General features: G+C 53.6%; 26 protein-coding genes, 16 tRNA genes and 1 rRNA gene. 10 read left to right on the plus strand and 33 right to left on the minus strand.

The window, feature by feature from the left end; translation table 11 throughout:
• Nucleotides 1-28 precede the first annotated feature (28 nt).
• On the minus strand, nt 29-730 hold the full coding sequence (locus tag FHS19_RS21880) for a DUF2225 domain-containing protein (RefSeq protein WP_183583863.1): 702 nt from the start codon (nt 728-730) through the stop codon (nt 29-31).
• A gap of 566 nt (nt 731-1,296) precedes the next feature.
• On the opposite strand from FHS19_RS21880, the gene spoVV reads away from it, so the two are divergent.
• On the plus strand, nt 1,297-2,529 hold the full coding sequence (gene spoVV / locus FHS19_RS21885; RefSeq protein WP_183583864.1) for a dipicolinic acid transporter SpoVV: 1,233 nt from the start codon (nt 1,297-1,299) through the stop codon (nt 2,527-2,529).
• An 83-nt stretch (nt 2,530-2,612) separates the two neighbouring features.
• Nucleotides 2,613-3,416 carry an NAD kinase gene (locus FHS19_RS21890; protein WP_076175238.1) on the plus strand — a complete coding sequence of 268 codons (804 nt, stop codon included), beginning with the start codon at nt 2,613-2,615 and terminating at the stop codon, nt 3,414-3,416.
• Between the two features lie 33 nt (nt 3,417-3,449).
• On the opposite strand, the gene FHS19_RS21895 is transcribed toward FHS19_RS21890, so the two are convergent.
• Complete coding sequence (locus tag FHS19_RS21895) at nt 3,450-3,761, minus strand: YutD family protein (RefSeq protein ID WP_076175150.1); 312 nt, start codon at nt 3,759-3,761, stop codon at nt 3,450-3,452.
• Nucleotides 3,762-3,806: 45 nt separating this feature from the next.
• Nucleotides 3,807-4,688: a lipoyl synthase gene (gene lipA, locus FHS19_RS21900; protein WP_221224020.1), complete on the minus strand. Its 882-nt coding sequence runs from the start codon at nt 4,686-4,688 to the stop codon at nt 3,807-3,809.
• 189 nt (nt 4,689-4,877) lie between these two features.
• Between lipA and FHS19_RS21905 the strand changes: the two genes are divergently transcribed.
• Nucleotides 4,878-5,969, plus strand: a complete 1,092-nt coding sequence (locus tag FHS19_RS21905) for a M23 family metallopeptidase (protein WP_246426712.1) — start codon at nt 4,878-4,880, stop codon at nt 5,967-5,969.
• A 46-nt stretch (nt 5,970-6,015) separates the two neighbouring features.
• Here the strand turns inward: FHS19_RS21905 and yunB are convergent, their stop codons facing one another.
• Nucleotides 6,016-6,855, minus strand: coding sequence for a sporulation protein YunB (yunB, locus tag FHS19_RS21910; protein ID WP_183583865.1), 840 nt, complete (start codon nt 6,853-6,855; stop codon nt 6,016-6,018).
• 244 nt (nt 6,856-7,099) lie between these two features.
• Here yunB and FHS19_RS21915 point away from each other — a divergent pair, with 244 nt between their 5' ends.
• From FHS19_RS21915 to FHS19_RS21935, 5 genes are all read left to right on the plus strand, one after another.
• Nucleotides 7,100-7,795 carry a sigma-70 family RNA polymerase sigma factor gene (locus FHS19_RS21915; RefSeq protein WP_183583866.1) on the plus strand — a complete coding sequence of 232 codons (696 nt, stop codon included), beginning with the start codon at nt 7,100-7,102 and terminating at the stop codon, nt 7,793-7,795.
• Between the two features lie 37 nt (nt 7,796-7,832).
• The gene (gene clpP / locus FHS19_RS21920) at nt 7,833-8,420 is read left to right on the plus strand and encodes an ATP-dependent Clp endopeptidase proteolytic subunit ClpP (protein WP_183583867.1); all 588 of its coding nucleotides are present in this window, start codon (nt 7,833-7,835) and stop codon (nt 8,418-8,420) included.
• Nucleotides 8,421-8,721: 301 nt separating this feature from the next.
• Complete coding sequence (locus FHS19_RS21925; protein WP_183583868.1) at nt 8,722-9,396, plus strand: GntR family transcriptional regulator; 675 nt, start codon at nt 8,722-8,724, stop codon at nt 9,394-9,396.
• Nucleotides 9,397-9,517: 121 nt separating this feature from the next.
• A complete protein-coding gene (gene uxuA, locus FHS19_RS21930; protein ID WP_183583869.1) occupies nt 9,518-10,618 on the plus strand; it encodes a mannonate dehydratase in 1,101 nt (366 codons plus the stop codon).
• On the plus strand, nt 10,602-11,456 hold the full coding sequence (locus tag FHS19_RS21935; RefSeq protein WP_183583870.1) for an SDR family oxidoreductase: 855 nt from the start codon (nt 10,602-10,604) through the stop codon (nt 11,454-11,456). The genes uxuA and FHS19_RS21935 overlap by 17 nt, the downstream gene beginning before the upstream one ends.
• Nucleotides 11,457-11,596: 140 nt before the next feature.
• On the opposite strand, the gene FHS19_RS21940 is transcribed toward FHS19_RS21935, so the two are convergent.
• Together FHS19_RS21940 and FHS19_RS21945 are read right to left on the minus strand one after the other, a co-directional pair.
• Nucleotides 11,597-12,394, minus strand: coding sequence for a TrmH family RNA methyltransferase (locus FHS19_RS21940; protein ID WP_183583871.1), 798 nt, complete (start codon nt 12,392-12,394; stop codon nt 11,597-11,599).
• 78 nt (nt 12,395-12,472) lie between these two features.
• The gene (locus FHS19_RS21945; protein WP_183583872.1) at nt 12,473-13,135 is read right to left on the minus strand and encodes a potassium channel family protein; all 663 of its coding nucleotides are present in this window, start codon (nt 13,133-13,135) and stop codon (nt 12,473-12,475) included.
• Between the two features lie 214 nt (nt 13,136-13,349).
• Here FHS19_RS21945 and FHS19_RS21950 point away from each other — a divergent pair, with 214 nt between their 5' ends.
• Entirely contained in the window at nt 13,350-13,583 is a 234-nt protein-coding gene (locus tag FHS19_RS21950) for a small acid-soluble spore protein SspI (protein WP_183583873.1), read from the plus strand.
• Between the two features lie 94 nt (nt 13,584-13,677).
• Here the strand turns inward: FHS19_RS21950 and FHS19_RS21955 are convergent, their stop codons facing one another.
• The 3 genes from FHS19_RS21955 to FHS19_RS21965 form a co-directional block, all read right to left on the minus strand.
• Nucleotides 13,678-15,261 carry a peptide chain release factor 3 gene (locus FHS19_RS21955; RefSeq protein ID WP_183583874.1) on the minus strand — a complete coding sequence of 528 codons (1,584 nt, stop codon included), beginning with the start codon at nt 15,259-15,261 and terminating at the stop codon, nt 13,678-13,680.
• A gap of 147 nt (nt 15,262-15,408) precedes the next feature.
• Nucleotides 15,409-16,959, minus strand: coding sequence for a glucose-6-phosphate dehydrogenase (gene zwf / locus FHS19_RS21960; protein ID WP_183583875.1), 1,551 nt, complete (start codon nt 16,957-16,959; stop codon nt 15,409-15,411).
• 183 nt (nt 16,960-17,142) lie between these two features.
• Complete coding sequence (locus FHS19_RS21965) at nt 17,143-17,874, minus strand: YwmB family TATA-box binding protein (RefSeq protein ID WP_183583876.1); 732 nt, start codon at nt 17,872-17,874, stop codon at nt 17,143-17,145.
• Nucleotides 17,875-18,082: 208 nt separating this feature from the next.
• On the opposite strand from FHS19_RS21965, the gene FHS19_RS21970 reads away from it, so the two are divergent.
• On the plus strand, nt 18,083-18,409 hold the full coding sequence (locus FHS19_RS21970; RefSeq protein WP_183583877.1) for a hypothetical protein: 327 nt from the start codon (nt 18,083-18,085) through the stop codon (nt 18,407-18,409).
• A gap of 109 nt (nt 18,410-18,518) precedes the next feature.
• Here FHS19_RS21970 and FHS19_RS21975 read toward each other — a convergent pair whose 3' ends face one another.
• From FHS19_RS21975 to FHS19_RS22090, 24 genes are all read right to left on the minus strand, one after another.
• On the minus strand, nt 18,519-19,166 hold the full coding sequence (locus FHS19_RS21975) for a response regulator transcription factor (RefSeq protein WP_145137197.1): 648 nt from the start codon (nt 19,164-19,166) through the stop codon (nt 18,519-18,521).
• Nucleotides 19,147-20,229, minus strand: a complete 1,083-nt coding sequence (locus FHS19_RS21980) for a sensor histidine kinase (protein WP_183583878.1) — start codon at nt 20,227-20,229, stop codon at nt 19,147-19,149. The genes FHS19_RS21975 and FHS19_RS21980 overlap by 20 nt, the downstream gene beginning before the upstream one ends.
• 15 nt (nt 20,230-20,244) lie before the next feature.
• Nucleotides 20,245-20,892 (minus strand): cell wall-active antibiotics response protein LiaF, encoded by a 648-nt coding sequence (gene liaF / locus FHS19_RS21985; RefSeq protein WP_183583879.1) that lies wholly within the window; start codon nt 20,890-20,892, stop codon nt 20,245-20,247.
• 173 nt (nt 20,893-21,065) lie between these two features.
• A complete protein-coding gene (locus FHS19_RS21990; protein WP_183583880.1) occupies nt 21,066-21,770 on the minus strand; it encodes a PspA/IM30 family protein in 705 nt (234 codons plus the stop codon).
• Nucleotides 21,771-21,773: 3 nt separating this feature from the next.
• The gene (locus FHS19_RS21995; RefSeq protein WP_183583881.1) at nt 21,774-22,262 is read right to left on the minus strand and encodes a PspC domain-containing protein; all 489 of its coding nucleotides are present in this window, start codon (nt 22,260-22,262) and stop codon (nt 21,774-21,776) included.
• A 4-nt stretch (nt 22,263-22,266) separates the two neighbouring features.
• Nucleotides 22,267-22,941, minus strand: a complete 675-nt coding sequence (locus FHS19_RS22000; RefSeq protein ID WP_183583882.1) for a PspA/IM30 family protein — start codon at nt 22,939-22,941, stop codon at nt 22,267-22,269.
• Nucleotides 22,942-23,015: 74 nt separating this feature from the next.
• A complete protein-coding gene (locus FHS19_RS22005) occupies nt 23,016-23,321 on the minus strand; it encodes a LiaF transmembrane domain-containing protein (protein WP_183583883.1) in 306 nt (101 codons plus the stop codon).
• A gap of 524 nt (nt 23,322-23,845) precedes the next feature.
• Nucleotides 23,846-23,925 (minus strand) — tRNA-Leu (locus tag FHS19_RS22010).
• 18 nt (nt 23,926-23,943) lie between these two features.
• A tRNA-Arg gene (locus tag FHS19_RS22015) sits at nt 23,944-24,020 on the minus strand.
• Between the two features lie 12 nt (nt 24,021-24,032).
• Nucleotides 24,033-24,106 (minus strand) — tRNA-Cys (locus tag FHS19_RS22020).
• Between the two features lie 9 nt (nt 24,107-24,115).
• Nucleotides 24,116-24,190 (minus strand) — tRNA-Gly (locus FHS19_RS22025).
• Between the two features lie 6 nt (nt 24,191-24,196).
• Nucleotides 24,197-24,271 (minus strand) — tRNA-Gln (locus tag FHS19_RS22030).
• A gap of 22 nt (nt 24,272-24,293) precedes the next feature.
• Nucleotides 24,294-24,369 (minus strand) — tRNA-His (locus tag FHS19_RS22035).
• Between the two features lie 32 nt (nt 24,370-24,401).
• Nucleotides 24,402-24,475 (minus strand) — tRNA-Trp (locus FHS19_RS22040).
• Nucleotides 24,476-24,485: 10 nt separating this feature from the next.
• Nucleotides 24,486-24,571: transfer RNA gene (locus tag FHS19_RS22045), tRNA-Tyr, on the minus strand.
• A 3-nt stretch (nt 24,572-24,574) separates the two neighbouring features.
• Nucleotides 24,575-24,650 (minus strand) — tRNA-Thr (locus tag FHS19_RS22050).
• Between the two features lie 22 nt (nt 24,651-24,672).
• Nucleotides 24,673-24,748 (minus strand) — tRNA-Phe (locus FHS19_RS22055).
• A gap of 57 nt (nt 24,749-24,805) precedes the next feature.
• Nucleotides 24,806-24,882 (minus strand) — tRNA-Asp (locus tag FHS19_RS22060).
• Between the two features lie 39 nt (nt 24,883-24,921).
• A tRNA-Met gene (locus FHS19_RS22065) sits at nt 24,922-24,995 on the minus strand.
• 35 nt (nt 24,996-25,030) lie between these two features.
• Nucleotides 25,031-25,106: transfer RNA gene (locus FHS19_RS22070), tRNA-Val, on the minus strand.
• 93 nt (nt 25,107-25,199) lie between these two features.
• Nucleotides 25,200-25,274 (minus strand) — tRNA-Glu (locus FHS19_RS22075).
• A gap of 9 nt (nt 25,275-25,283) precedes the next feature.
• A tRNA-Ser gene (locus tag FHS19_RS22080) sits at nt 25,284-25,375 on the minus strand.
• A gap of 4 nt (nt 25,376-25,379) precedes the next feature.
• Nucleotides 25,380-25,455, minus strand: a tRNA-Asn gene (locus FHS19_RS22085).
• 72 nt (nt 25,456-25,527) lie between these two features.
• Nucleotides 25,528-25,620, minus strand: a 23S ribosomal RNA gene (locus FHS19_RS22090); the annotation flags it as partial.

Below are 25,620 nucleotides of genomic sequence, written 5' to 3' on the forward strand. Positions count from 1 at the left end.
CACGGTCTCCTTGGCGTGTTTTTTACGTTCAGGCAGGGTTCATCTCGCCCGGCAGCTCCATTCGCTTGTCCAGCATCTGCTGCCGCAGCACGCCCCACTGCTCGCGTGAAGCGTGGATCATGGCTGAATCCACGATATGTTTATCATTGATGACTCTGGAGAACCACTTGACCGCCTGATGGAAATCGCCTGTTCGGCGGTTCAGTTCCCCAATCAAATAAAGTAAGCGCGCGTTGTTCGCTCCTACGCCTTCCAGCTCATATACCCGAATATATGAATCCAGGCAGTATTTCAAAAAACGCTGTTCCTGCTCCTCGTCGCCCTTATACCGGTAGAGCCAGGCAATATGGTGCAGAAGGCTTGCGATAATCCGGTCCTTTTCCCCGATTGTCTGTGCGCACAGCAAGGCGAGCTTGTAAGTCTCCAGCGCATTTTCCCAATCCCGGTGTCCGCTGTAGTCCCGCTCGATCCAGCGCTTGCCGATTTTCTCGGCAAACTGCTTCTTCTGCACATCGCTCAGCCGTTCCGTTGAGTGCTCCGTAGAGGCAAAGCCGCACTTCGGGCACACCCTGACCACATAATAGTCGGGATTCTCATTGTTATAATAAGCACAAAAATCCGCATCCGTACGCACAGCCTTCTTAAAGCTCGGACGCACCCGCGACGTGGAGAATTGATGCTCGCAATTACAGCATACTACGTTGATGGAGTAAAGAGGTTCCAATGCCACATCCATACATTCCTTTCATGCCCAGTGTCCTGATCGCTTCTTGTCTCTTTCCGGGCCTGCCGCCGCTGCTCCCGCGAATGAATCATCAAAATGCAAAGTACATATTATTTCCATTATATCAAAAAACAAAAACAAAATAACCCACAAAGTGGGCCTTGAGCTTCAAATCGGGTCTTTAGATCCTCTGCTGGAACTTACGGAAGGATACAAGCACCCTACTCACAAAAAAAGGCGCTAAACGTTAAGTTTAGCACCTTAGGACATATTCAGTAACTGCTCCAATCCTCTTCGCCGGGATGGACCAGTGAGGCGCGAATGACATACACGAAGGCGCAGACAAGGAGACCGGCGACAATACTCATGTTCTCATCACTCCATCCATATATTTTAAACTTGAAATGAAGTTAGTTGTTGTACTGTATATTTTACCATATCTCCACCAAAAATACAGCATTTATTGTAAACGCTTTCCCAACTTTTTTGTACTGTTTGTCCGATGACATTCATAAAATCTAGGAACATAGGTGTGATTCTCATGTCCCATATTCAGAAGGGAGGCTGCGAATTTGTCCGTAAAAAGGCTGGGTTTACCACTCATGATCGCGTCTATGGCCGGATTGCTAGTGCTGATGCTGTGTTACCCCGGCCCTTATTTGGAATCCGCCCTGCGGGGCTTGGCCATTTGGTGGGACGTCCTGTTTCCGTCGTTATTTCCCTTCTTTATCATTTCCGAAATGATGCTTGGTTTCGGCATCGTTCACTTGTTCGGAACGCTGCTCGATCCGCTGATGAAGCCGCTGTTCCGCATTCCCGGAAGCGGGGGATTTGTAGCCGCGATGGGGTATGTGTCAGGCTATCCTATTGGGGCCAAGCTGACGGCCAAGCTGTGGGAGCAGAAAATGCTTAACCGGGAGGAAGGCGAACGGCTGGTAGCCTTCACAACCTCATCGGATCCGATTTTTCTGATCGGCGCCGTGTCTGTAGGTTTTTTCCATTACCCCAAAATCGCGACCATTCTGGCGCTTTCCCATTACGGCGGCGGATTTCTGATCGGCCTCCTCATGCGCTTCCATGGCAAACGGGGCTCGGTGACCGAGATGCCGGCTTCCGAAGCCCCCGTTCGCGGCAGCCGGCTGCGGCGGGCGTTCAACGCCATGCACGAAGCGAGAATGAACGACGGCCGAAGCGTGGGCGAGCTGCTCCAGCAGGCGGTTGAATCCTCGCTGAAGCTTATTATTGTCGTGGGCGGACTGGTTGTATTCTTCTCCGTCTTTTTAGAGATACTTACCGAAGCGGGAGTTATGGCGTTCTTCTATCATCTGCTGGAAAACGGCCTAACGGCCCTTAGGTTCCCTCCATCCCTCTCGGAAGCGCTGGTTGGAGGCTTATTTGAGGTCACCCTGGGCGCCCGTTCGGCGGGTGAAGCCGCCTCCTCCGTTCCGCTGCCCTTTAAAGCGGCTGCAGCGGCCTTTATCCTGTCCTGGGGAGGGCTTTCCGTGCATGCCCAGATCGCGAGCATTCTGCACGCCACCAATCTGCGCTATTTGCCCTTCATGATGGCACGCTTGATTCATGGTTTTGTGGCTGCTTTCCTGGTCTTGTTTTTATGGGAACCGGTGATGGGACGGTATACCGATGCGCCTGTCTTCGCAAGCCAAAACTTCGGCTTTCTGGCCTCGGCCCAAGGCATCCGGGACTGCCTCGTCCTGTTGTGCATCCTGCTGGCCGGGATGACGGTGCTCTCCCTTCTGATCAGCTGGATTCAGTCCTTGTGGCGCGGCGTTCGCCGGATCTCCTGATCATTGAACATGAAATGGACGTTGTGTTATCCTCCGATATTGTTTATGATTCTTATAAACCCATTACAAAGGAGCTTACACCCTTGAGATACTATGTTCTGGATCGCGGGGATCAGTTATCCGTAGATTTAAGCGAGCAGTTCCATAAGCTTGCGGCGCAACGGGGATTTCAGTTGGATGCCGAATCACCGGAGATTGTCATTTCCATCGGCGGGGACGGCACCATGCTTCATGCCTTTCATACGTTTATTGACCATATTCCTGACATTGCCTTCGTAGGGGTTCACACCGGACATCTGGGATTCTATGCGGACTGGAAAGCGGACGAGCTGCCGCAGCTGATCGAACTGATGAGCTCTGCGGCCAATTCGGGCTCCATTCGTCCGCGAATCGTCAAATATCCGCTGCTTGAACTTGAAATCCATAGAAAATCGGGCAACGCTTCCTATATCGCCTTGAACGAGTTTACCCTGAAAGGCGTCGACGGAACGGTAGTGGCCCAGGTGGACATCAACGACCAAACCTTTGAAATGTTCCGCGGCGACGGGATCTGTGTCTCCACGCCATCCGGAAGCACGGCATATAATAAAAGTCTTGGAGGCGCCATGGTGCATCCGACCATCGAGGCACTGCAGATCGCGGAGATCGCCTCGATCAACAACCGCGTCTTCCGGACGATGGGCTCGCCCCTTCTGCTGCCCAAGCACCATCACTGCGACATTTTCTCCCGCAAGGAGCAGCGGCTCTTACTCTACATCGATCATGTCAATCTGCAGGTGGACGACCTCATCTCGGTTCGCTGCCAGGTAGCGAAGGAGAAGGTCAGCTTTGCAAGATACCGCCCGTTCCCTTTCTGGAACCGGGTGCGGGAAGCCTTTCTGGGATAGATCAGCGAACAAACGGCATAACAAAAGCGGCTCCTATACGGAACCGCTTTTTGTTTTCTCTTTGGGCTGCGACTCCCGGCTCTTCTGCAGTACAAAGTACGCGCAGCCGAAGTTGCAGTATTCGTTGATGTAATCCATCATGCCGGAAATGGCTGTGTCCTTGGTTGCTTTGGGATGCTTATCCCGGTAAAACCCTTTAAGCCGGAGCTGGCTGTAGCCCCAATCGCCGACAATATAGTCGTAGCGGTCCAGCACTTCACTGTATCGTTCACGAAAGGCTTCAAGGTTCCAACCGTCTTTATGATCTTTAAGCACCTCATAATTTTTTCCGCCGATCAGAATCAATGAACTACCCCTGCCTTTCTGCCTGAGGTTATCGTATAATGGCGCCTATTTATGCTGTGCAGCAGATTGTACCTGCTCATGGGCATGGTAGGAACTGCGCACAAGCGGACCGGACTCCACGTGGCTGAATCCCCGCTTCATGCCTTCTTCCTTCAATGCGGCAAACTCATCCGGATGATAATATTTAACCACATTTAAATGCTGCGGAGAAGGCTGCAAATATTGCCCGATCGTCATAATGTTGCAGTCCACGGCGCGAAGGTCGTCCATCGCCTGCAAAATTTCATCCCACTCTTCGCCGACCCCCAGCATAATGCTGGACTTCGTCGGAATATTCGGCTGCATTTCCTTCGCTCTGCGCAGCAGTTCCAGGGAGCGGTCATACTTCGCTTTGGCGCGCACACGATTCGACATGCGTTCCACCGTTTCAATGTTATGGTTCAAAATATCCGGCTTCGCGTCCATTACGATCTTCAGGGCGTCCCAATTGCCCATAAAGTCCGGAATCAGCACCTCCACGCTGCACAGCGGTAGACGCTTGCGGACAGCTTTGATCGACTCGGCGAAAATGGATGCACCTCCGTCGGACAGATCGTCCCGGGCCACACTGGTGATGACGCAGTGGCGCAGACCCATATTCTCCGCCGCTTCAGCGACACGTTCCGGCTCCTGGAGGTCCAGCTCCGTCGGTTTTCCTGTATTTACTGCACAAAAACGGCAGGCCCGCGTACAAATATCGCCGAGAATCATAAACGTGGCGGTACGATTGGCCCAGCACTCATATATGTTAGGGCAACGTGCTTCTTCACATACCGTGTGAAGGGTCTTAGAGCGCATCATGCTCTTGATTTCCTGGTAATTGTCACCGGTTGTCAGTTTGATGCGAATCCAATCCGGCTTCGGCTCCTTGATGGTATTCGTAGGCAATGTTCTGACCTTCTTTCGCTATCATGGTTAGCTGCTGCATGTTCCATATTATATCATGAAATCAGCCAAAATACTTCCATTTCCACGCACGGATAAATTCCAGGTTCTTGATTCACTCTAAGGCTATGTCGGTCCAGTCCTAATTATCCAAGCGTGGACTGTACCAAACTGGCAGGAGGTAGAGAACCGATGAAATACATTGTTCCGCATACACGGTGGTTCAAACGTTCGCTGACAGGTATGCTCGCATCGGCGCTGCTGCTGGGTTGCTTCCAATTTCCCGTTAAGGTGGAGGCGGAACCGGCGGCTCCGGAGCCAGACCAAGCCACGAAATCGTTAGATCAGCTGAGCCGGACCGAAATCCTGGATTCCAGAAAGGCACTCTATGCGAGGATCAGCAAAGCCACCAGCATTCCTTGGTACAGGATTGCCGCGATCGATCAGTACGAACGGACCCTGACCAAAGCCCACCCGAAGGACCGCAAGCACCCGGAGCGCCTCACCGGCATCCTCATCACGGAACCGGCCTGGTCGGGGGTGTTCAATCCGGAACTGAACGATCATAACCCGCGGTCTATTTCCATCTTCGACGGATACGGACGCGACGGCTCCGGCGACGGGCGCGCAGATCCCAACAACGACCTCGACGTGCTCTACAGCATGGCTCATTATTTGCAGCGGTTCGGTAAATCACAGGAAGATTTCAACATCGCAATGTGGGAATATTACCATAACAGCCGCTCGGTTCAACGGATCGAACAATTTTCCAAGCTGTATGAAAAATTCGGTACGCTGGATTTATCCGGGCATGCCTTCCCTCTCCCCATCAGCAGCAGCTACTCGTACCGGAGTACCTGGGGAAGCGGGCGGAGCTGGGGCGGTTACCGGATCCATGAGGGCACGGACATCTTTGCGAACTACGGCGTTCCCGTGCGAAGCACCTGCTACGGCGTCATTGAGCTCAAGGGGTGGAACCCGTTCGGCGGCTGGCGTATCGGCATCCGTGATCTGGATAACCATTACCATTACTACGCCCATCTTCAAGGGTTTGAAAAGTCCATAAAACAGGGAGATATCGTCGCGCCTAGCCAAACGATCGGCTGGGTCGGCAGCTCCGGCTACGGAAAACCCGGTACGCAGGGAAAATTCCCCCCGCATCTGCACTACGGCATCTACCGCGACAGCGGCCTGGTCGAATGGTCGTTTGACCCTTATCCGTCCCTCCGTCACTGGGAAATGGAAGAGCGCAAAGCGCTGAAAAAGAAAAAGGGATCCTCCTGAACCGCGTGTTCGGGAGATCCCTTTTTCTTTTGCATGAACCGTTCGATTAGTGCTTCCCTGTTTCCCCCGTTACCCCGCCGGTCGAATCCGTTCCGGGACTCTCCCCTCCCGGATTGACGTTGGACGGAGTTCCGGCCGCCGCCGGGCTTCCGCTTTGCTGGCTTTGCGCTCCGGCTCCGGGCAGCGCGATGCTTGGGGCTGCGGGCCCGTTCTCCCCGACCGGCGTGCCCTTGCTGTCGTAATAATACATCGGCACGTTGCCGACGACCATCAGGTAGGAGACCGGAATTTCCGTATCAACGATTTCCGGCTCCATATCGAACGGCACGACGACCCCTACTTCGACCGTTACATGAATATAAATCTCTACGAGCACCATATTGATCCCCGCATCTTTTTCCCTCGTCTTCAGATCCACCTTGACCGCACCTTGAGGTTCAACCCGAATCGGGATATTGGGACCGAAGGAAGCGATAATCGGGCTGCCGAGCGCCTGACCCAGCGGAATGCTCTCGGCCAGCTTATGTTTGTCCTCCAGCGTGGACTGAACCACCTTGAAGGTGCTGGAGGTAATTTTCATATGCTCTGCGTAATTCAGCATAAAGCCGGATACTTTGCCGGCCGTATCCATTTTCCAATCGATCAGGTCATCCGCGTTCTCGCCTTCAGCCACCTGCGCAGCCACCGCTTCATTAATGGCGTCGGTCGCTATCTGCTTCATGCGGATTTTGGCCAAGTACATGATGGGCGGCTTCAGATGATTTTCGACATAGGCGAAGGCCTGGAGCATAAGAATAAGCAATACCAATGCTCCGATCAGCCATACCCTCCGCCGGCTCCGGGGCCTGCTCGCCCCTCTGCTGCGCCATCTGGCCCTTCTTTTCATGCCGGAACCCCTCCTTCGAAGCCGTAGGTTACCTTATCAGCATATGCCCGGGCTTGGCAAAAAAGAAGAGCAAGCCCAGCTCCTGCCAGGGAGCAGCCTCTTCCTTATTTTGTTATACTGGTATCAGCATTGGAGGAAGATCATTATCCCCAATCTCATATTTTAAAAAAGTTGAGCATCCCGTATCCTTTTCCCCCTGTTCAAACGTTATCTGTATAGAGGCCTCTACAGGAGTGTGATTAACATGTTAATCCGTCAATTCCATGACACCGGATATCATCGCGAGGATATTTCGGAGCTGTACCCAAGTCTGAAAAAATACTGCCTGAGCGTCACCCGCAACCGCTGGGATGCCGAAGATCTGGCACATGACACGATCGATAAAACGCTGCGCTTCTGCCTGAAAGATCCGTCTTCTCAGCGGCAGCCCAGCCTGCCGTTGATGATGACGATTGCCCGCAACCATTGGATCGATCTCGTCCGCAAAAGGTCGCGCGAGTCGGCCGAACCGATGGTTGAGCCGCAATCTGCCGATCACCCGATCGAGATGCTCCTGTCCGGGCTCGACACCTTAATGGAGAAGCTGACGCCAAAGCAGCTGCTGGTGTTCGTGCTGAAGGACGTGTTTGAGAGCCGGGTGTCGGATATCGCCAGCATGCTGGAACTGAATGAAACGACAGTCAAATCACTGCTGCACAGGGCGCGCCGCAACCTCAGCGGAGACACCGGCGAAGCGGCTTCGCCGGACCCGCACTGGAAGGACGTGGAGCAGGAGGAGTTTCGCCATCTCCTGCTGACCGCCATCCGGCAGGAGAAGCCTGAGCTGCTCCAGCGGCTAATGATAGCTCTGCAGCCGGCAACGGACCGGGCCCCAGTGGTCGGTTTCGGCCGGACCCGGATGTCCTCCGGAGCGGGTATGTCCCTGCGCTGTGCGGCGTAGATCCTTTGTGCCTTCCCATATAAAGGAGGCCTTGAACATGAACACGATTCCTTACGTTGTGGAACAAAGCCGGCTTGGCGAGCGTTCCTATGATATTTATTCGCGCCTTTTGAAGGACCGGATTATATTTCTCGGTTCCGAAGTGAACGACGTGGTGGCCAACAGCATCATCGCACAGCTGCTGTTCCTGGCCGCCGACGATCCGGAGAAAGATATATCCCTGTATATCAACAGCCCAGGGGGCTCTACCTCGGCAGGCTATGCCATTCTGGACACGATGGACTACATCAAGCCGAAGGTCAGCACGATTTGCATGGGCTTCGCCGCCTCCATGGGCGCCGTGCTCTTCCTCGCCGGTGAAAAGGGCATGCGTTATGCCCTCCCCAACAGCGAGTTCATGCTGCATCAGCCGCTCGGTGGAGCCCAAGGTCCCGCCGCCGATATCGATATCTCGGCGCGCCGGATTTTGAAGCTGAGAAGCAAGATCAACGATTTTATCGCGGAGAAGACCGGACAGCCGCTCGAACGCATCGAAAAGGACACGAACCGTGACTTCTTCCTCTCCGCCCAGGAAGCGTTGGAATACGGCATCGTGGACCGGATTATTACACAGCCGGTGAAATAGCCGTTTCTCAGTAAGCCGGTAAAACTTCGGCTTAAGCCGCCCCACTACCATGTACATCAGAAGGTTCTTGCTTAAAAGCCGACGGACTTGTCCGCCGGCTTTTTTGCTGTCCTTTACACGGCACCCTACCCTGCATTCCCTTTTCCATCACAGACAATCAAAGATTTATCATACCTGCCGCCTCCTGTCGGCTTTGTGTTCTATTGCCCTGCTTCTAATATCCAGGTCAGTCAGCCGCAAATTTTCGTTCCGTCTGCCATACTTGTATGGTAGTATGGAAGTGTCAGGAGGTATGCATGAAATGGATGAAATTATGCTCCAATCCGGTTCAGCCGGAAATATCGTGTACCAACAGCTCAAGCAGCAGATTGTCAGCCTGGAGCTTCCCCCGGGGACGGCCCTGTCCGAGAAAGAAACGTCCCTGACTTTCCACGTCAGCCGGACGCCGGTTCGGGAGAGCTTCGTACGCCTGGCCCAGGAAGGCCTGCTGCTGGTGCTGCCTCAAAGGGGAACCCGTGTCTCGCTGATCGATCCGGACATGGTGGAGGAAGCGCGGTTCATGCGCGAGCAGCTGGAGAAGGCCGTCATCCGTCTCGCCTGCGAATCCTTTCCCGCAGACAAGCTGCAGGAAATGGAGAACAATCTCATGATGCAGCAGGAGAGCATGGAGCGGCATGACGGCAAAAGCATGTTCGAGCTCGATGAGGCTTTTCATCGGATCCTGTTCGAGGGCGTCCGGAAAATGGGCACCTGGAACGTCATTCAGCAGATGAACGCGCATTTAAACCGCACCCGCGTGTTGTGGCTGTCGCAGGATCCGCACTGGGGGCATCTGTTTGGGCAGCACAGGGAAATGATCCAGGCGATCCGCAGCCAGAATGCGGACCTGGCCGAACGGATCATGAAGGAGCATCTGACCCTCAGCATTTCGAACCTCCCGGTCCTGAAACAGCGTTACCCGGAATATTTCAAGTAAGTCATTTTGGCCTCTGTAGCAAGGCCGCCAGAGCATGCCGTACCGGTACCGGCAATGGTGCCGATGAGATGGCAGCAGCTTCTTTCAGCAAAACAACACAATGACAAGGCGGTGTATGGGATTGCGTATGGTATTCCGTTGGTTTGGCGAAGGCAATGACACGGTCTCGCTGGATCATATCAAACAAATTCCCGGTGTCGAAGGGATCGTGTGGGCGCTTCATGACGTCCCGGCCGGAGACGAATGGCCGATGGAGAAGATCATCGCTGTTCGGGATCATGCTGCAGCACATAACCTTCATATTGACGTGGTGGAAAGCGTTAACGTCCACGAGGATATTAAGCTGGGGCTGCCAACCCGGGACAATTATATCGACAATTACATCAAAACGATCGAAAAGCTGGCGCAGGTCGGCGTGAAAGTAATTTGCTATAACTTTATGCCGGTGTTCGACTGGGCGCGGACGGATCTCTACAAGGGGCTGGAGGACGGCTCAACGGCACTCTTTTTTGAAAAATCCAAAATACACGGCATTGACCCGTTCGACCTTGTGCAGACGATCAACCAGAACACCTCCCTGACGATGCCCGGCTGGGAACCCGAACGTCTTACGCATTTGACCTCTCTGTTTGAGGCATATCGGAATGTGACGTCCGAGGATTTATGGGACCATCTCGCCTATTTCCTGGAGGCGATCATTCCAACCGCAGAACGTTGCGGCATTACGATGGCCATTCACCCGGATGATCCGCCATGGCCGATTTTCGGGCTGCCGCGCATCATGACCGGTCAGGACAGCCTGCGGCGTCTGCTCTCCCTGATGGACAGCCCGTCCAACGGCATTACGCTCTGCAGCGGCTCGCTGGGGGCCAATCCGGACAACGACATCATCGCCATGATCCATGAGTTTGCGGACCGGATTCCGTTTGCCCATATCCGCAATGTGCGTGTGTATGAGAACGGCGACTTTATCGAGACTTCGCACCGGACGCAGGACGGCACCGTCGATATCGCCGGCATCGTCAAGGCATATCACGACACCGGCTTTACCGGTTATGCCCGCCCGGACCATGGCCGACATCTATGGGGCGAGCAGTGCCGGCCGGGATACGGCCTGTATGACCGTGCCATGGGCATTATGTATCTCTGGGGGCTGTGGGACGCCTACCAGAAGCTTCAACCTACCGCAGAAAAGAGGGATACGCATGAAAGCATTGCCTAACCACCCTGCCTTACATGGAAAAACAGCCGTTGTTACCGGCGGCTCCGGGGTTCTCTGCAGCGCGATGGCGCTGGAGCTCGGGCGCCAAGGGGTGAAGGTCGCGATTTTGAACCGGACGGCGGAGAAAGGCGAAGCCGTTGCCCGTCAAATCCGCGAGGCGGGCGGCCAGGCGCTTGCCGTGGCCTGTGACGTGATGGTGCCTAGCAGCGTGCAGGCGGCGGAGCGCCAGGTCCGCGAGGCCTTCGGTCCGTGCGATATCCTGATTAACGGAGCGGGCGGAAATCACCCCAGTGCCAACACGACGGAAGAGGTCCATAAGCCGGAGCACCTTGGACAGCCGGGGATCACAACGTTTTTTGATTTGAGCATCCAGGGTTTCCAGAACGTGCTTGGCCTCAATATGATCGGCACCCTCATCCCGACCCAGGTCTTTACCGGGCAGATGATCGGCCGTCCTGGCGCGGTTGTGCTGAACATATCTTCCATGAGCGCACCGAGCCCCATGACCAAGGTGCCCGCGTACAGCGCAGCCAAGGCTGCGATTAACAACTTTACGCAGTGGCTGGCGGTTCACCTGGCCGAATCGGGCATTCGGGTCAATGCCATTGCCCCCGGCTTTTTCCTGACGGAACAGAACCGGAATCTGCTGACCAACGAGGACGGGTCCCTGACCGAGCGTTCCCATAAAATCATCAGCCACACACCGATGCGCCGATTCGGCGTTCCGGAGGACCTGCTGGGTACCCTGCTCTGGCTGGTGGACGACACCACCTCGGGTTTTGTCACCGGCACAGTAGTGCCCGTTGACGGCGGATTCATGGCTTATTCGGGCGTGTAACGAACGCATAAGGCTTTTCTTGGCTGGGTAGATGTGAAGCAATTTACGTCAGTACTCCTCCCGGCAGCACGCAAAAAAGGCAGTTCCGCATCGTACGCCGATCGGAATTGCCTTTTATTTTGATCCACAGGCAGGCAGGCTCAAGCAAAATGCCGCTGCCGCATCGCCTCGAACAGCATCAGCGTCGAAGCCATCGCCACGTTCAGCGATTCGGCCTGTCCCCGCATCGGAATGATGAGCGCGTCATCCACCAGCTGCTGCGCCTGCCCCGATACCCCTTTGGCTTCGTTGCCGACGAGCAGCCAGCAGGAGCCCTGCCGGAAATCGTAGCTGTAGCACGTGTCCCGCGCCTGCAGGCTGGTACTGATCACCCGCGTGCCGCGCTGCTTCGCCTCCGGCAAAATTTCCATCAAATCCCCCTCCACCACGGGGAGATGGAACAGCGACCCCATGGTCGAGCGGATCGTCTTCGGGTTGTACAGGTCGGCCGACCCGCGCCCCAGAATGACCCCGTCCGCCCCCGCTGCATCGGCACTGCGGATGATCGTCCCCACATTACCGGGGTCCTGCACGCCGTCCAGCACGATGACCAGGCTGCCCTCCAGGCTCATCAAAGCGTCCAGCCCTGCCGCGGTCTTGGGCTTCCGGGCAACGGCAAAGACCGGCTGCGGTGTTTTGGTATCCGTGCACTTTGCGATTACCGCAGGCGATACGCCGATCCACTCCGCAGATTCCCCGCCGGCAAGGTGGGCAAGCTCGGACGGAACCCCCTGCTCCAGATCGAAAGCGACGCATTCGAGGTCTGCACCGGCCGTCAGCGCCTCCTGCACGAGATGAATGCCCTCGATGATATATTTATGATGCTTATCCCGGTGCTTCTTCTCGAGCAGCTGCGCCCATTCCTTGACCCGGGGGTTTTGCGGTGAAATGATGTCCATCCTTAACCGTCCTTCTCATGATTCATCTGTCGAACTGCTCCTTTGCCCCAGGACGAGGTTCTCGCGCTGAGGATCGGATCACTTCGGATAAGCCAGCTCCAGCTTGGTCAAATCGCTTTTCTCGCCGACGATAACGAGCACGTCGTCTTCGCTCAGCGGAGCGTCGGCATACGGCGAAATATCCATCTTCGTGCCGTGCTTGATCGCCATGACGTTGCACCCAAAGCGGGCGCGAATGTCGAGTTCCCTCAAGTTTTTGCCGACCATGTCCTGCGAAGCCTTTAATTCCAGAATGCTGTAGTCTTCGGAAATTTCAATGTAATCCAAAATATTCGGCGAAGTGAGATGGTGGGCGACCCGCATGCCCATATCCCGCTCCGGAAATATCACTTTATCGGCGCCGATCTTTTCCAAAACCTTGCCGTGCAGTTCATTTTGCGCCTTGACGATGATCGTTCCGACCCCAAGATCCTTCAGGATGAGCGTCGTCAAAATGCTGGATTGAATGTCTTCGCCGATGGCGACAACCACCACATCAAAATTGCGGATGCCCAGGGCGCGAAGCGCCTCTTCATCCGTTGAATCCGCTGATACGGCATGCGTAACCATATTTGATACCGCCTGGGTGCGCTGTTCATCCGAATCGATGGCAAGCACGTCAAACCCCATCTCGCTCAGTGTGTTCGCGACACTGGAGCCAAAGCGCCCCATACCGATGACGGCGTACTGCTTTTTTGCCATATGTTAACCTCCACGACTATAAGAAGTCTATCCTGATTATTATATCACAGCGGGTGAAAAACTTGAATTTTGCCACCTGCCTCGGGGCACATTACTATAGAATATCATTACAATTCAGACTGAGCCCTGAGAGCGGCACGTCTTTCGCATCGATTTCGGAGCGGACCGGCTCGAATTGAAGGGTTCAAACTTTCAGCCTGGAGGGAAAACGATCATGTCAATTCTTCTCGACCTGCGCCAAGCCATTGTCCATAAGGTCCATGATTCCAATGAAGCCGAGCTTCGTGAAATGATTGAAGGCTCCGTCGACGGTCCGGAGCAGGCGCTCCCCGGCTTGGGAGCGATCTTTGAGATGATGTGGAAAAATATCGACACGAAACAGCAGAACGAGCTCGTCCATGTGGCCCATGAGCACCTCAAGACGATTAAGCCGGGTCCACTGTCTTAAAAAAGACGCCAGCGATTTGACCGCAATGAAAAATACCCCTCGGCCGGGAAACAGCTGAGGGGTATTTCCTATATAACAAAAGCTTCAGCAGCCCTTAAGGCGCAGTCTCCAGAAACTTCGCGGTCGGATTCTTTTCCATCGCGGTACGCATCGCATATTCGTTTTCGAACAGCACGACATAGTTGCCCTTCTTATCCTTCACCAGCGTCGAATTGATGCGGAATTTGCTCGGATCGATCTGGTCGTCCACGATCCAGCGGGCGAACTGGTACGGCATCCGCTGCAGCTGCACATCCACGCCGTACTCGCCTTTCATCCGGTATTCGAATACTTCGAACTGCAGCTGGCCGACAACGCCGAGAATCGTATCGTCGAAGCTGACTGTATGGAACACCTGAATGGTCCCTTCCTCCGTCAGCTGGTCGATCCCCTTCTGGTACTGCTTGTGCTTTAGGGCATTCTTGACCGTCACCTTGGAGAAAATCTCCGGCGAGAACGTCGGCAGCTCGTCAAAGACAATTTCGCTGCCTTGGCTCAGCGAGTCGCCGATCCGGAAAATGCCCGGGTCAAACAGCCCGACAATATCGCCCGGATATGCTTCATCGACGATGTCGCGGTCCTGTGCCAGGAACTGCTGCGGCTGCGACAGCTTGATGTCCTTGCCGACCCGCACATGCTTGACGCTCATGCCGCGCTGAAACTTGCCGGACACGATCCGCATGAAGGCGATGCGGTCCCGGTGCGCCGGATTCATGTTCGCCTGGATTTTGAAAATATAACCCGAGAACTTCTCATCCGTCGGCTCGATCAGCCCAACCGTGCTGCGGCGCGGCTCCGGCGGCGGGGCCAGCTGCAGGAAGTTCTCCAGGAACGTCTGCACCCCGAAGTTGTTGATCGCGCTGCCGAAGAACAGCGGCGTCAGTTCGCCCTTCTGTACCTTTTCCAGGTCAAATTGGTCCCCCGCTACGTCCAGCAGCTCCAGGTCCTGGCACAGCTGATCATGCAGGTAATCCCCCGCCATCTCACGGATCACCGGGTCGTTATAGTCCTCCACTTTCTGTACCTGAATGGTCGAGTGATCGTTCCCCTGGAACAGCTCGACCTGATTCTTCATGCGGTCGTAGACACCGCACAGCTCGCGTCCGGTCCCGATCGGCCAGTTCATCGGCACGGAGCGGATGCCCAGCACCTGCTCCAGCTCCTCCATCAGGTCAAACGGACTCCGTCCTTCCCGGTCGAGCTTGTTGATAAACGTAAAAATCGGAATGCCCCGCTTCGCGCAAACCTGGAACAGCTTGATCGTCTGGGCCTCGACCCCTTTGGCCACGTCGATCAGCATGACCGCGCTGTCGGCAGCAGTCAGTGTCCGGTACGTATCCTCACTGAAGTCCTGGTGACCCGGGGTGTCCAGAATGTTGACCCGATGTCCATTATAATCGAACTGCATCACCGACGAAGTAACCGAGATCCCCCGCTGCTTCTCGATTTCCATCCAGTCACTGGTCGCGTGCTTGCTCGCTTTGCGCGCTTTGACCGTACCGGCCAGCCGGATCGCGCCGCCGAACAGGAGCAGCTTCTCCGTTAATGTCGTTTTGCCTGCGTCCGGGTGGGAGATAATCGCGAACGTCCGGCGCTTCTCCACTTCCTGCTGCAGCGTATCATCTATCGCTTTGCTCATTTCACTATTCCCTTCATCACTAAAGTCATGTCTATTATTGTATCACATTCTCTACGCAAATCACCCCCATGCAGAGGCTGCATGAGGATGATTTCATTTCAGGCTATGTCTTTAGTGAAACATACGGCAAGCACCGGTACAACGGTTTTATTTGCCAATCTGCCACACGACGTTGTCCTCTTCCTGGCCGTTCACCGGCCACCAATGGAAGCCGTCCGCTTTCAGCAGTTCGTCCGTTTCCTTCGGTCCCCAGGACCCGGCAGGATAATAAGCGATATCGCCCTGATTTTGCGCCCAGGCTTCGGCGATTTTATCGACGAAGGACCAGGCCGACGCCACTTCATCCCAGCGGGTGAAATACGTCGATTCGCCGCGGGCTGCATCATGCAGCAGGCGCTCATACGCTTCTGGCGAGTTGATGCCGACCATGCAGCTCTGGCAGAAGTCCATCGCGAGCGGCTCGATTTCATTTTCGGAGCCCGGCTTCTTCGCGTTGATCTTTACGTAGATGCCTTCCATCGGGTTCACCCGGATGACCAGCAGGTTCGGTTCGAGCTTGTATTTTTTACCCAAATACACATTGTTCGGCATGCTCTTGAATTCCACGACGATTTCCGTCGTTTTGACCGGAAGGCGTTTGCCAGTCCGGATGTAGAACGGTACGCCCGCCCAGCGGAAATTATCCACGAACAGCCGCGCCGCAAAGTACGTCTCCGTATTGGAGTTCGGGTCGACCTTGTCCTCCTCACGATAGGCCGGCAGGTCTTTACCGCGGGCAGAGCCCTTGATGTACTGGCCTCGGATGACGTTCTTCTTCACTTCTTCCGCTGTCTCGTATGGCCGGAGCGAACGGAGCACCTTCACCTTCTCGTCGCGGATGTCCTCCGGCAGCAGGCGGCTTGGCGGCTCCATCGCGATCATCGTCAGCATCTGCAGCATATGGTTTTGTCCCATATCGCGGAGTGCGCCGGCGTGGTCGTAGTACCCTCCGCGCTCTTCCACGCCGACGGTTTCGCTCAGCGTAATCTGCACGTTGGAAATATGCTTGTTGTTCCACAGCGGCTCGAAAAACGCGTTGGCGAACCGGATGACTTCGATATTCTGTACCATTTCCTTGCCCAGGTAGTGGTCGATCCGGTAAATCTCTTCTTCTTTAAAAACCTGGCGAATCTGTTCGTTCAGCTCTTCAGCCGATTTCAGATCGTAGCCGAACGGCTTCTCGATGACGAGGCGGTTCCAGCCTTCAGCATCCAGCATGCCGCCCTTTTGGAGGTTGAACGATACGCTGCCAAACAGCTCCGGCGCCAGGGCCAGGTAGAATAGTCGGTTGCCCGGAATGCCGAACTGCTTCTCAAGCTTCACTGTCTGTTCGTTTAGTTCACGGAATCCGTCGACGTTGTTAATATCGAGGGATTTATATTCAAAATGCTGCGCAAACGTCTTCCAATGGTCGTTGTCCTCCGCCTTGTAACGGCAAAATTCCTGAATCGACTGGAAGATGTCCTCACGGAACTCCTCCTGGGTACGCGGACGCCGCGCGACGCCGATGACCGCAAAATCCTCGGCTAATTTACCTTCACGGTACAAACTATAAATGGCAGGAAACAGTTTGCGTTTGGCCAAATCCCCGGTTGCCCCGAAAATAAAAAATACAGCACCAGGTGTTTTGAGTGCTTCAAGATTTTGATTTTCAGTCATGGCTCCTCATTCTTTCTATGTCGTATTTTGGTCCCAACAAAATCCCGATTTTACACCATAATTTGGCTGGCATAAAATGATTGATGTCATTTTAGCATATTCATCCGCATCATGCTATCCGTTTAACTTTGTGGAAAATCAAAAATTTCTTTCAATAACCCTGGCAGAACGCTGCTCCAGGGTCTAATACTCAATCGTAATGACCGGAAGCCCGATCGTCACCCGGCTGCTGCCGGTCGATTGATCCTCATGGACCGCCACCTGCATGTTCAGCACCTTTCCCCCACTTTGGATACCGGACCGCAATGTAGGCACCTCATAAGCGTTGCTGACCGTCGTCGCGTCCTCATAGGATTCCGCCTTTGTCGCCGCCATATTTTTGAAAATGCCTTCTTCTACCGTTTTCATGGTCGATCCGGCAGTGCGCTCCCCTTTAACCGTTCCCTGCAAAGAGGCATTCCATTCAGCATGGATGCCGTTTTCGTGCAGCGCCTGTCCGTATTCCGACTGGAGCTTGGTCAATGCGCTCAGCTGCTCATCACCAGCCGCCTCCATTTGAATAATAATATAACTGCGATTCTCCGAAATCTCCTGCCAGTTGAACCGTACGTTAACGCCATTTTTCGTATCCACGACCCGGTACGTCAAGTGACCGCCCTCCGTCTGCTGCTGTACTCCCGGCAGATTCAGCGATTGGGACAGCTCCTCGGCCGCCTCGTATGCATCCTGGTTGCCGTTGGCTTCCCAGTCTCCCTGCCACTTCACAACGATACGATGCGGAACGTCCACCACTTCATTTCCCAGCTTCAAGAGGGTGCGCAATTCTTCCGGATCCTGATGGGACGGCGCCGACGTCTGATTCGCGCTGTACCACAAATACCCCATCCATACCAAAGCCGCTATGCATACTGCCAAACCTAAACCTGCCCATCTCCGGACTGCCATCATCCCTCATACATCCCTTCACTAGGAAATCTATCAATCTACTAAAAGGATGTCCGTTTCCAGGGCGATTATACCTAAAACCACACGATAGGCGAAATTGGGTGAATGACCATAGCCGCGTCCATAGGCGGTGAATACACTGGTTAATAAAAATGATAAGGGAGGTTCGCACACTTCCATGATCCCTATTTACCCATTAACAGAGGAAAATATTCGGCGGCACTGCGGCAAAATGGTCGCTGCCTGTATGTATGACGGCAGAGTATATACCGGAAAGCTGACCGAGTGCAAAGACGGCCATATTATTCTGAACGGGCCGGAAGGCACCCAGCTGCATGGCGCCAAGGTAAAGGGCAGCCATAAAAAACGCGCCAAGGGGCCGGTAGCCAAAGCTCCGCAAAAGGCCAATATCCGCGCCTTCTTTCCCTATTATCCGTATGGATTCGGCTTCGGGGCCGGCCTGGCACTGAGTCTGGCTACCCTCGGGCTGCTGTTTTTGATTTAGCGGTTTTCAAAACTCACACATTCTTAATCTAAAAAAGCCCCTGGAAGCTATCCGCTCCTCAGGGGCTTTTCATCTGCTCTTGATTAAATTGCTCTTGATTTAATCCCAACTATTCCGCCAGACCGTTCTTATAAGCGTAGATCGCCGCCTGCGTGCGGTCGTCAACGCCTAACTTCGCCAGGATGTTCGTCACATGGAACTTGACCGTTTTAATACCAATGATGAGGTCATCGGCGATTTCCTGGTTGGACTTGCCCTGTGCCAATAGGCGGAGCACATCCATTTCGCGGTCGGTCAGCTCCTTGTGCGCCGGGGCTTCCACCTCCGGATGTCGGAACCGGTTCATCATCTTGGAGGCGACCTGCGATTCCAATACCGATTGGCCGCGCGCCGCGGCGCGGATGGCGTCGGCGATTTCGCTTGCGCGCGACGTCTTCAGCAGGTAGCTGAATGCCCCGGCTTCGATAACCGGGTACATTTTCTCGTCGTCCAAATAGCTTGTCAGCACGATCACCTTGCAGTCGGGGTACAGCTTCAGCAGCTGCCGCGTCGCTTCGATCCCGTCCATGCCATCCATCACCAGGTCCATCAGGACGACGTCGGGCTTGTATTCCCGGGCAAGGCGGATGCCTTCCTCCCCGCTGCCTGCCTCGCCGACGACTTCGATGCCGTCTTCGGTCCCCAGTACGGCCGCCAGGCCGATCCGCACCATCTCGTGGTCATCGACGAGCAGCACTTTAATCATGGGTGTTTCCATTTCCAAGATCCTCACTCCCTGCTTTGTCTTCAGATACAATCGGCACGGTAATTTCGATTCGCGTTCCCTTGCCGGGCGCCGTAATCATCTGGATCGATCCGCCGATTTCATTGACGCGTTCCTGCATATTGGAAAGGCCATAAGAAGCCTGTTTTGTCTCGTTTAGTTCAAAGCCCTGGCCGTCGTCGCGCAGCATGACCCAAACCATGTCTTTCTTTTGGTGAATCCGGATTTCCATCTTATCCGCTTTGGCATGCCGGAGCGTGTTAGACATCGCCTCCTGGATGATGCGGAACAGGTGGTTTTCGATTCCTTTTACCAGGTGGATGCCTTTGTCCATTTCAAACACGATTTCCATCGGGACCTTCACTTTGAGCTCTTTGATCAGCTCGCCCAGGCCTTGCTCCAGCGGCTTGCCTTCCAAATAGACCGGCCGGAGATGCAGCAGCAGCGCCCTCATTTCCGATTGGGCCACAGCGGCCATCTCTTCGATGAGCGCCACCTGGCGCTGGGCCTTGTCAAAATCCTTCTCAAGCGTCCTCCCCACGGCCGTCGCCGTCATCGATATCGCAAACAGCTGCTGGGATACCGCATCATGCAGCTCCCGCGCCAGACGCTGCCGCTCCTCTACGATCGCCGATATCCGCGCCTTCTCAGCCAGCTGGGCATTGTTCGTGGATAAGCGCTGAAGGGAGTTCACCTGCTCCTCCCACTTTTTGCTGATGCGCCCAAGCTGCTCGCCAAGGCGCCCCACCTCGTCGCTGCCAAGCTCCGGCACGGAGCGGGCGACGTTCCCTTTTTCCCAGGAGAGCAGCGTTTCCCGCAGACGCTCCAGCTTCATTTTAACCCGGTAGCTTTGATAAAACCCGAAGATAGCGCCCAGACCGATCGGCACGAGGATCAGCGTAGCACCGGCCTGCAGCGTTTTTTGCCAAGAATCAAAAGGGGCCAAATAACCATATGTATAAAGTACGTAAAAAATGATCAGGAGCATAACAAAAGAAAGAAGGGCCCCCTCGCCCATGCTCCGGGAGACCATATTAGCCGGTTTTCTGGTTTTCATCAGGGAACCCTCCTCCTATGACAGATCAATATCAACATCTCCTACCAGGTAGGAAATATGGAATTTAACTTTGTATTCACTGGTCTCATAATTGGGCGACTTCCAGTTCAAACGGTTCATCAAGCCGTTATCCCGTTGCCCTCTGAAATCGATCGCGCCGAACAGGACGAACACTTCAAGCTCCACCCCGTAATACTCCGGAATTTTAATATCCGTATCCCCCATGATGCCTTGAAACATCATAACCGTACGGTGTTCCTCGGGGATCGCAAGCGACAAATCCAGATCGGCCTCATTGATGACATGCCAGACGCTCTGGCTTCTCATAACCCATGGGACCTGGTCCCAATTATAATGACCCGAAAATCCCTGCTTCTGCAGGTACCCGTCCCGGTTCTGCACCTTCCTTGCTTTTACAAAAAACCATCCCAGGGAGATCAGCGCAATGCCCAGCACGATCAGCAAATGATCAATCAGCAGCAGGATGGCTCCCACCGCCACGAGGCGGTAACCTCTCTTCACTTTTCCGCCGCGAATCGTATAAATTCCCATAAGAATGAATAAGAGGGCGACGATGGTAAAAAAGCCGACCCACCTGCCGAAGAGCATGAGGAGGCCGATCCCGATGAGAATCAGCGCAATGAAGCGATTTCTTTTTTCCATGCCGCACCTCCTTATGATGTCTTGATTGATCGGAAAAGTAAGATCGGAAAAGCCATAGGGTTGTGACGGGCACACTCCTTATGGCTTCACCGGGTTCCAGGAAGATGTGAATGAGGTCTCGCGCCCTTATTCCATTCTTCCTAGCATATCATATTGTCCGCAGAATTGAATACTTATTCTTTATTCGATTTGGAAGGAGCGGCAGCCGGCGGGTTCAGCTTGCTTTTCAGCGCGCTGAGCTGTTCTTCCACCTTCAGCTGCTTCTCCGCATCGACCGGGCTGGTGAAAGCGGATGTTTCCGGGCGGTAAGGGGCACGCATCACGTCAGCTTCAGCTTCCATTTGCATGATCTTTTCTTCCATGCGGTGGAATCCAAGGGACGCGCTGCCGCTTTCGATCGTATGCAGGCTGCTGATTTGCGACATTTGCTTTTTGGCTTTCGCCATTTGCGCACGGGCTACGAGCTCGTTACGCTTGTTCCGCATTTTGTAGAACTCGTCTTTCATGTCATGGAGCTGCTGTACCAGTTCTTTGGCTTGCACCTCGGATTGAGCATGCAGTTCTTGGTACTCGGACAGTTTTTGGTCAAAATAAATCTTTTCCTCGAGCAGCTTGCGCGCTACTTCTTCCTGACCGTTACGAAGTGCCAGTTCAGCTTGAGCCTCGCGTTGGCCGGCCATCTTCACGGCTTCTTCCACGCGCTGCTTCATGCGGCGTTCATTGGCCATTTGCTTCGCTACAGTAACTTCCGCGTCATGGATTTCTGCCTCCATATCACGCAGATACTGGTTCAGCATAATTACCGGATCTTCAACTTTATCCAATACCTCGTTCACCGATGCTTTTGTCATATCCTTAATTCTTTTAAATACTCCCATGTTTTACACTTCTCCCTTCTCGTACTTGGATAATTTTTTTTTCAATTCCTCAAGCTCTTTCTTCATGGCTTTCTTCTCGATATCTTCCATCATGGCGTCCAGGTCGGATGCGGACGAGCTGTATCCGCCCGGTCTGCCTCCGCCGTAGGGCGAACCGTTGTATTTGGCTCTTGGGTCAAAAGATTGGGCACCATAAGCGCCGTTGCCTTGCTGACCGTTACCGTAGTAGCTGCCGGACCCCATATTATTGCCGTAGTATCCGCCCCCAGCTACCCCCGGTCCCGGTCCATATGGATTAAAAGGGGTTGTTGGTTCTTTAGGGATGACCAATGCCGCGATAAAGTAGATGAACAGCGTGGTTCCACCGGTAAACGGGATACTGATCAAGAACAGGATCCGCAGCAGCGTGGAATCGATGCCCAGGGTATCGGACAGACCGCCGCACAAACCGGTGACCATTTTATCGCGGGTCGATCGGTATAACTTGCTCATGACGTTACTCCTTTCCGCTGTTGTTCAGCTTTTCCTTCAGGCGGGCCAGCTCCCTTTCCAGCACGCTGGATACCGTTCCGCTGGCTTGCTCGAACAGTTCCTGACCACCGCGGCGCAGGTCACGCAGACTGCGTGCTTCAAACTCCCAATCGGAAATGCGGTCTTCCAGACGGTTGAACATCTTGGGAACATCCTGCCCACCAAAACCTTCCATCCGCTGATTCATCCGCTGCTGAAGTCTGAGGGTTTCCATCCGTGCTGCATAGTATTGACGTTTGCTGTACACGGTTTGGTATTCCAGTTTCAGATCGTTCAGCTGATTTTCCAGCTCGGTGAGAGACTGGCGTGTTGTATCCAGCAGTCCCCCATATTGCTCGAGCTTTTCTTCATAGATAATTTTTTCCTGAAGCGCGAGCTTGGCTAGATGATCCTCGCCGGCCTTGAGAGCCAGCAGTGCCTGCTCCTCACGCTTATCCTTCATATTGGATGCCTGATCCACTTGCTGCTTCAGCTGTCTCACATGAGCGGAGTACTGCTGAACGAGCTTCTCGGCTTCCATAATATCGTCACGCGTTGATGCTAAAAACTGATCGATCAACCGTACCGGGTCCTGACTTTGTTCCAAACGTTCGTTTAATGTCGCTACGGTGATATCCCGTACCCTGCGAAATACGCTCATCTGTTTTGCTCCCTCCTTATAAGCTGTGATCGCCTATTCGTTTAACTGTATTTATTGAAGATTCCTTGTTACCTTTACATCCACTTCGACGACTTCTTACCTTTCAGCAGCATAATCCCGAACACTACCAGGGCAATTCCCAGCAGCGGTCCGATGATCCAGGACAGTTTCGCCAGAAGTCCCATGACACCGAATGCGAGGATAATCGTACCGATAACCACCTTACCTCTGCGAATTCCATAATAGCCGAGCACGATCATCAGGATCGGGAAGATCAATCCGATCAGCTTGCCGAATAATGGAGCGAATACCCCCAGAAGCATCAGGGCTCCGAGTGCGATCAATACGATCGCCCAACCAGAAGTTTTATTTGTTCTCATGCATTTGTCACCGCCTTTCGTTTGTATCAACCTTATGACTCTATTTTAGGTTCTATCCGGGTTTTCCAAAACGGACCGTAGACGGTTTTTGATCCTAGACCTAAGTCGGGGGAAGGCTTGGACCTTAGACGAAGCAAGCTTTTTCCTGCATATTAACGCTGGCAGCGCATATCCTCCACAGGCAGCTCTAATAGCCCGTTAATAGAGCATAAACGACACACTTTGGCGCCTTAATGAATAGCTAACTCATACAATGCTTGGAACAGGAATCGTTGGCGGGACTGGGCCAGGGACGCAGCTCTTAGCTAAAGACATATGGAGCTTGTTTAACCCGGCTAAAGCGAGCTGGAATTGTATATCTTCATTAAATAAGGATGAGGAAATGTGGGCACGTCGTATAAAGAAGATATCTATACGGAGAGGACATCCATTATAGCGAGATAAGAGGTTAACGGCGGCTCGGTTTACCATTAAGCTTATACAAGAAAAAGCCTTGGAAAGATATCCAAGGCTTTTCTCTATGATGCCGGTGAAGGGACTCGAACCCCCACGGTTTCCCTCACGATTTTGAGTCGCGCGCGTCTGCCAATTCCGCCACACCGGCATATTCAGTTAAAAAAAATGGCGCGCCCTAAGAGATTCGAACTCCTGACCTTTTGATTCGTAGTCAAACGCTCTATCCAGCTGAGCTAAGGGCGCATATGAAGTTTATGGAGGCGCCACCCAGATTCGAACTGGGGATAAAGCTTTTGCAGAGCTGTGCCTTACCACTTGGCTATGGCGCCGAAATAAAATGGAGCGGACGACGGGAATCGAACCCGCGACCCTCGCCTTGGCAAGGCGATGCTCTACCGCTGAGCCACGTCCGCTTAAACTGGCTGGGGATATAGGATTCGAACCTATGCATGACGGAGTCAAAGTCCGTTGCCTTACCGCTTGGCTAATCCCCAACAAGATTGTCATTAAAAGTTATGGGGCGATCGATGGGACTTGAACCCACGAATGCCGGAGCCACAATCCGGTGCGTTAACCCCTTCGCCACGACCGCCATAATAAAAAAACATGAAGCTGTATTTCGAATGGCAGGGGCAGCAGGAATTGAACCCACACTAACGGTTTTGGAGACCGCTGTTCTACCTTTAAACTATGCCCCTATAATAAAACTGGTGGAGGCTGATGGATTCGAACCACCGAACTCGTACGAGAACAGATTTACAGTCTGCTGCGTTTGGCCACTTCGCTAAGCCTCCATATGGTGCCGGCGAGAGGACTTGAACCCCCAACCTACTGATTACAAGTCAGTTGCTCTACCAATTGAGCTACACCGGCTTTTATGCTTTTTTATAATTCATGGTGGCTCGGGACGGAATCGAACCGCCGACACGAGGATTTTCAGTCCTCTGCTCTACCGACTGAGCTACCGAGCCTAATTTTGTTTCTACTAAGAGTATTATTGCACCAAAGCAATCACTCAAGAAAATAAATGGCGGAACCGACGGGATTCGAACCCGCGATCTCCTGCGTGACAGGCAGGCATGTTAGGCCTCTACACCACGGTTCCACGGCCTATTATGTATCTCCATTTAGGAAAGGAGATAAATTGCGGGGGCAGGATTTGAACCTGCGACCTTCGGGTTATGAGCCCGACGAGCTACCGGACTGCTCCACCCCGCGTCATTAAAAATGCATTTATTCTCTTTGAGTAAACATGGTGGAGGCTGAGGGGATCGAACCCCCGACCCTCTGCTTGTAAGGCAGATGCTCTCCCAGCTGAGCTAAGCCTCCATAAGAAACACTTTTAATATCTTAGCAGATAAACCACTAAAAATGCAAGCATTATTTCCTTGGGACTCTCATCCCTGATGATATTAATAAAAGTGGTGACCCGTATGGGATTCGAACCCATGTTACCTCCGTGAAAGGGAGGTGTCTTAACCCCTTGACCAACGGGCCAAACTATAATGGCGGAGAGAGAGGGATTCGAACCCTCGAGACGCTTTTGGCGCCTACACGATTTCCAATCGTGCTCCTTCGGCCAACTCGGACACCTCTCCATTATGGCTCCCCGAACAGGACTCGAACCTGTGACAACTCGATTAACAGTCGAGTGCTCTACCAACTGAGCTATCAGGGAACAATATTTAATTCAAGTGTTTGATCACTTGAAAACTAGATACGAAACGAATCTGTGTTTCAATGAATATTTTTGGATAAGCCCTCGACCGATTAGTATTGGTCAGCTCCATGCATTGCTGCACTTCCACCTCCAACCTATCTACCTCGTCGTCTACAAGGGGTC

The organism is Paenibacillus rhizosphaerae, from assembly GCF_014192015.1.
Taxonomy (GTDB): Bacteria; Bacillota; Bacilli; order Paenibacillales; family Paenibacillaceae; genus Paenibacillus_AQ; species Paenibacillus_AQ rhizosphaerae.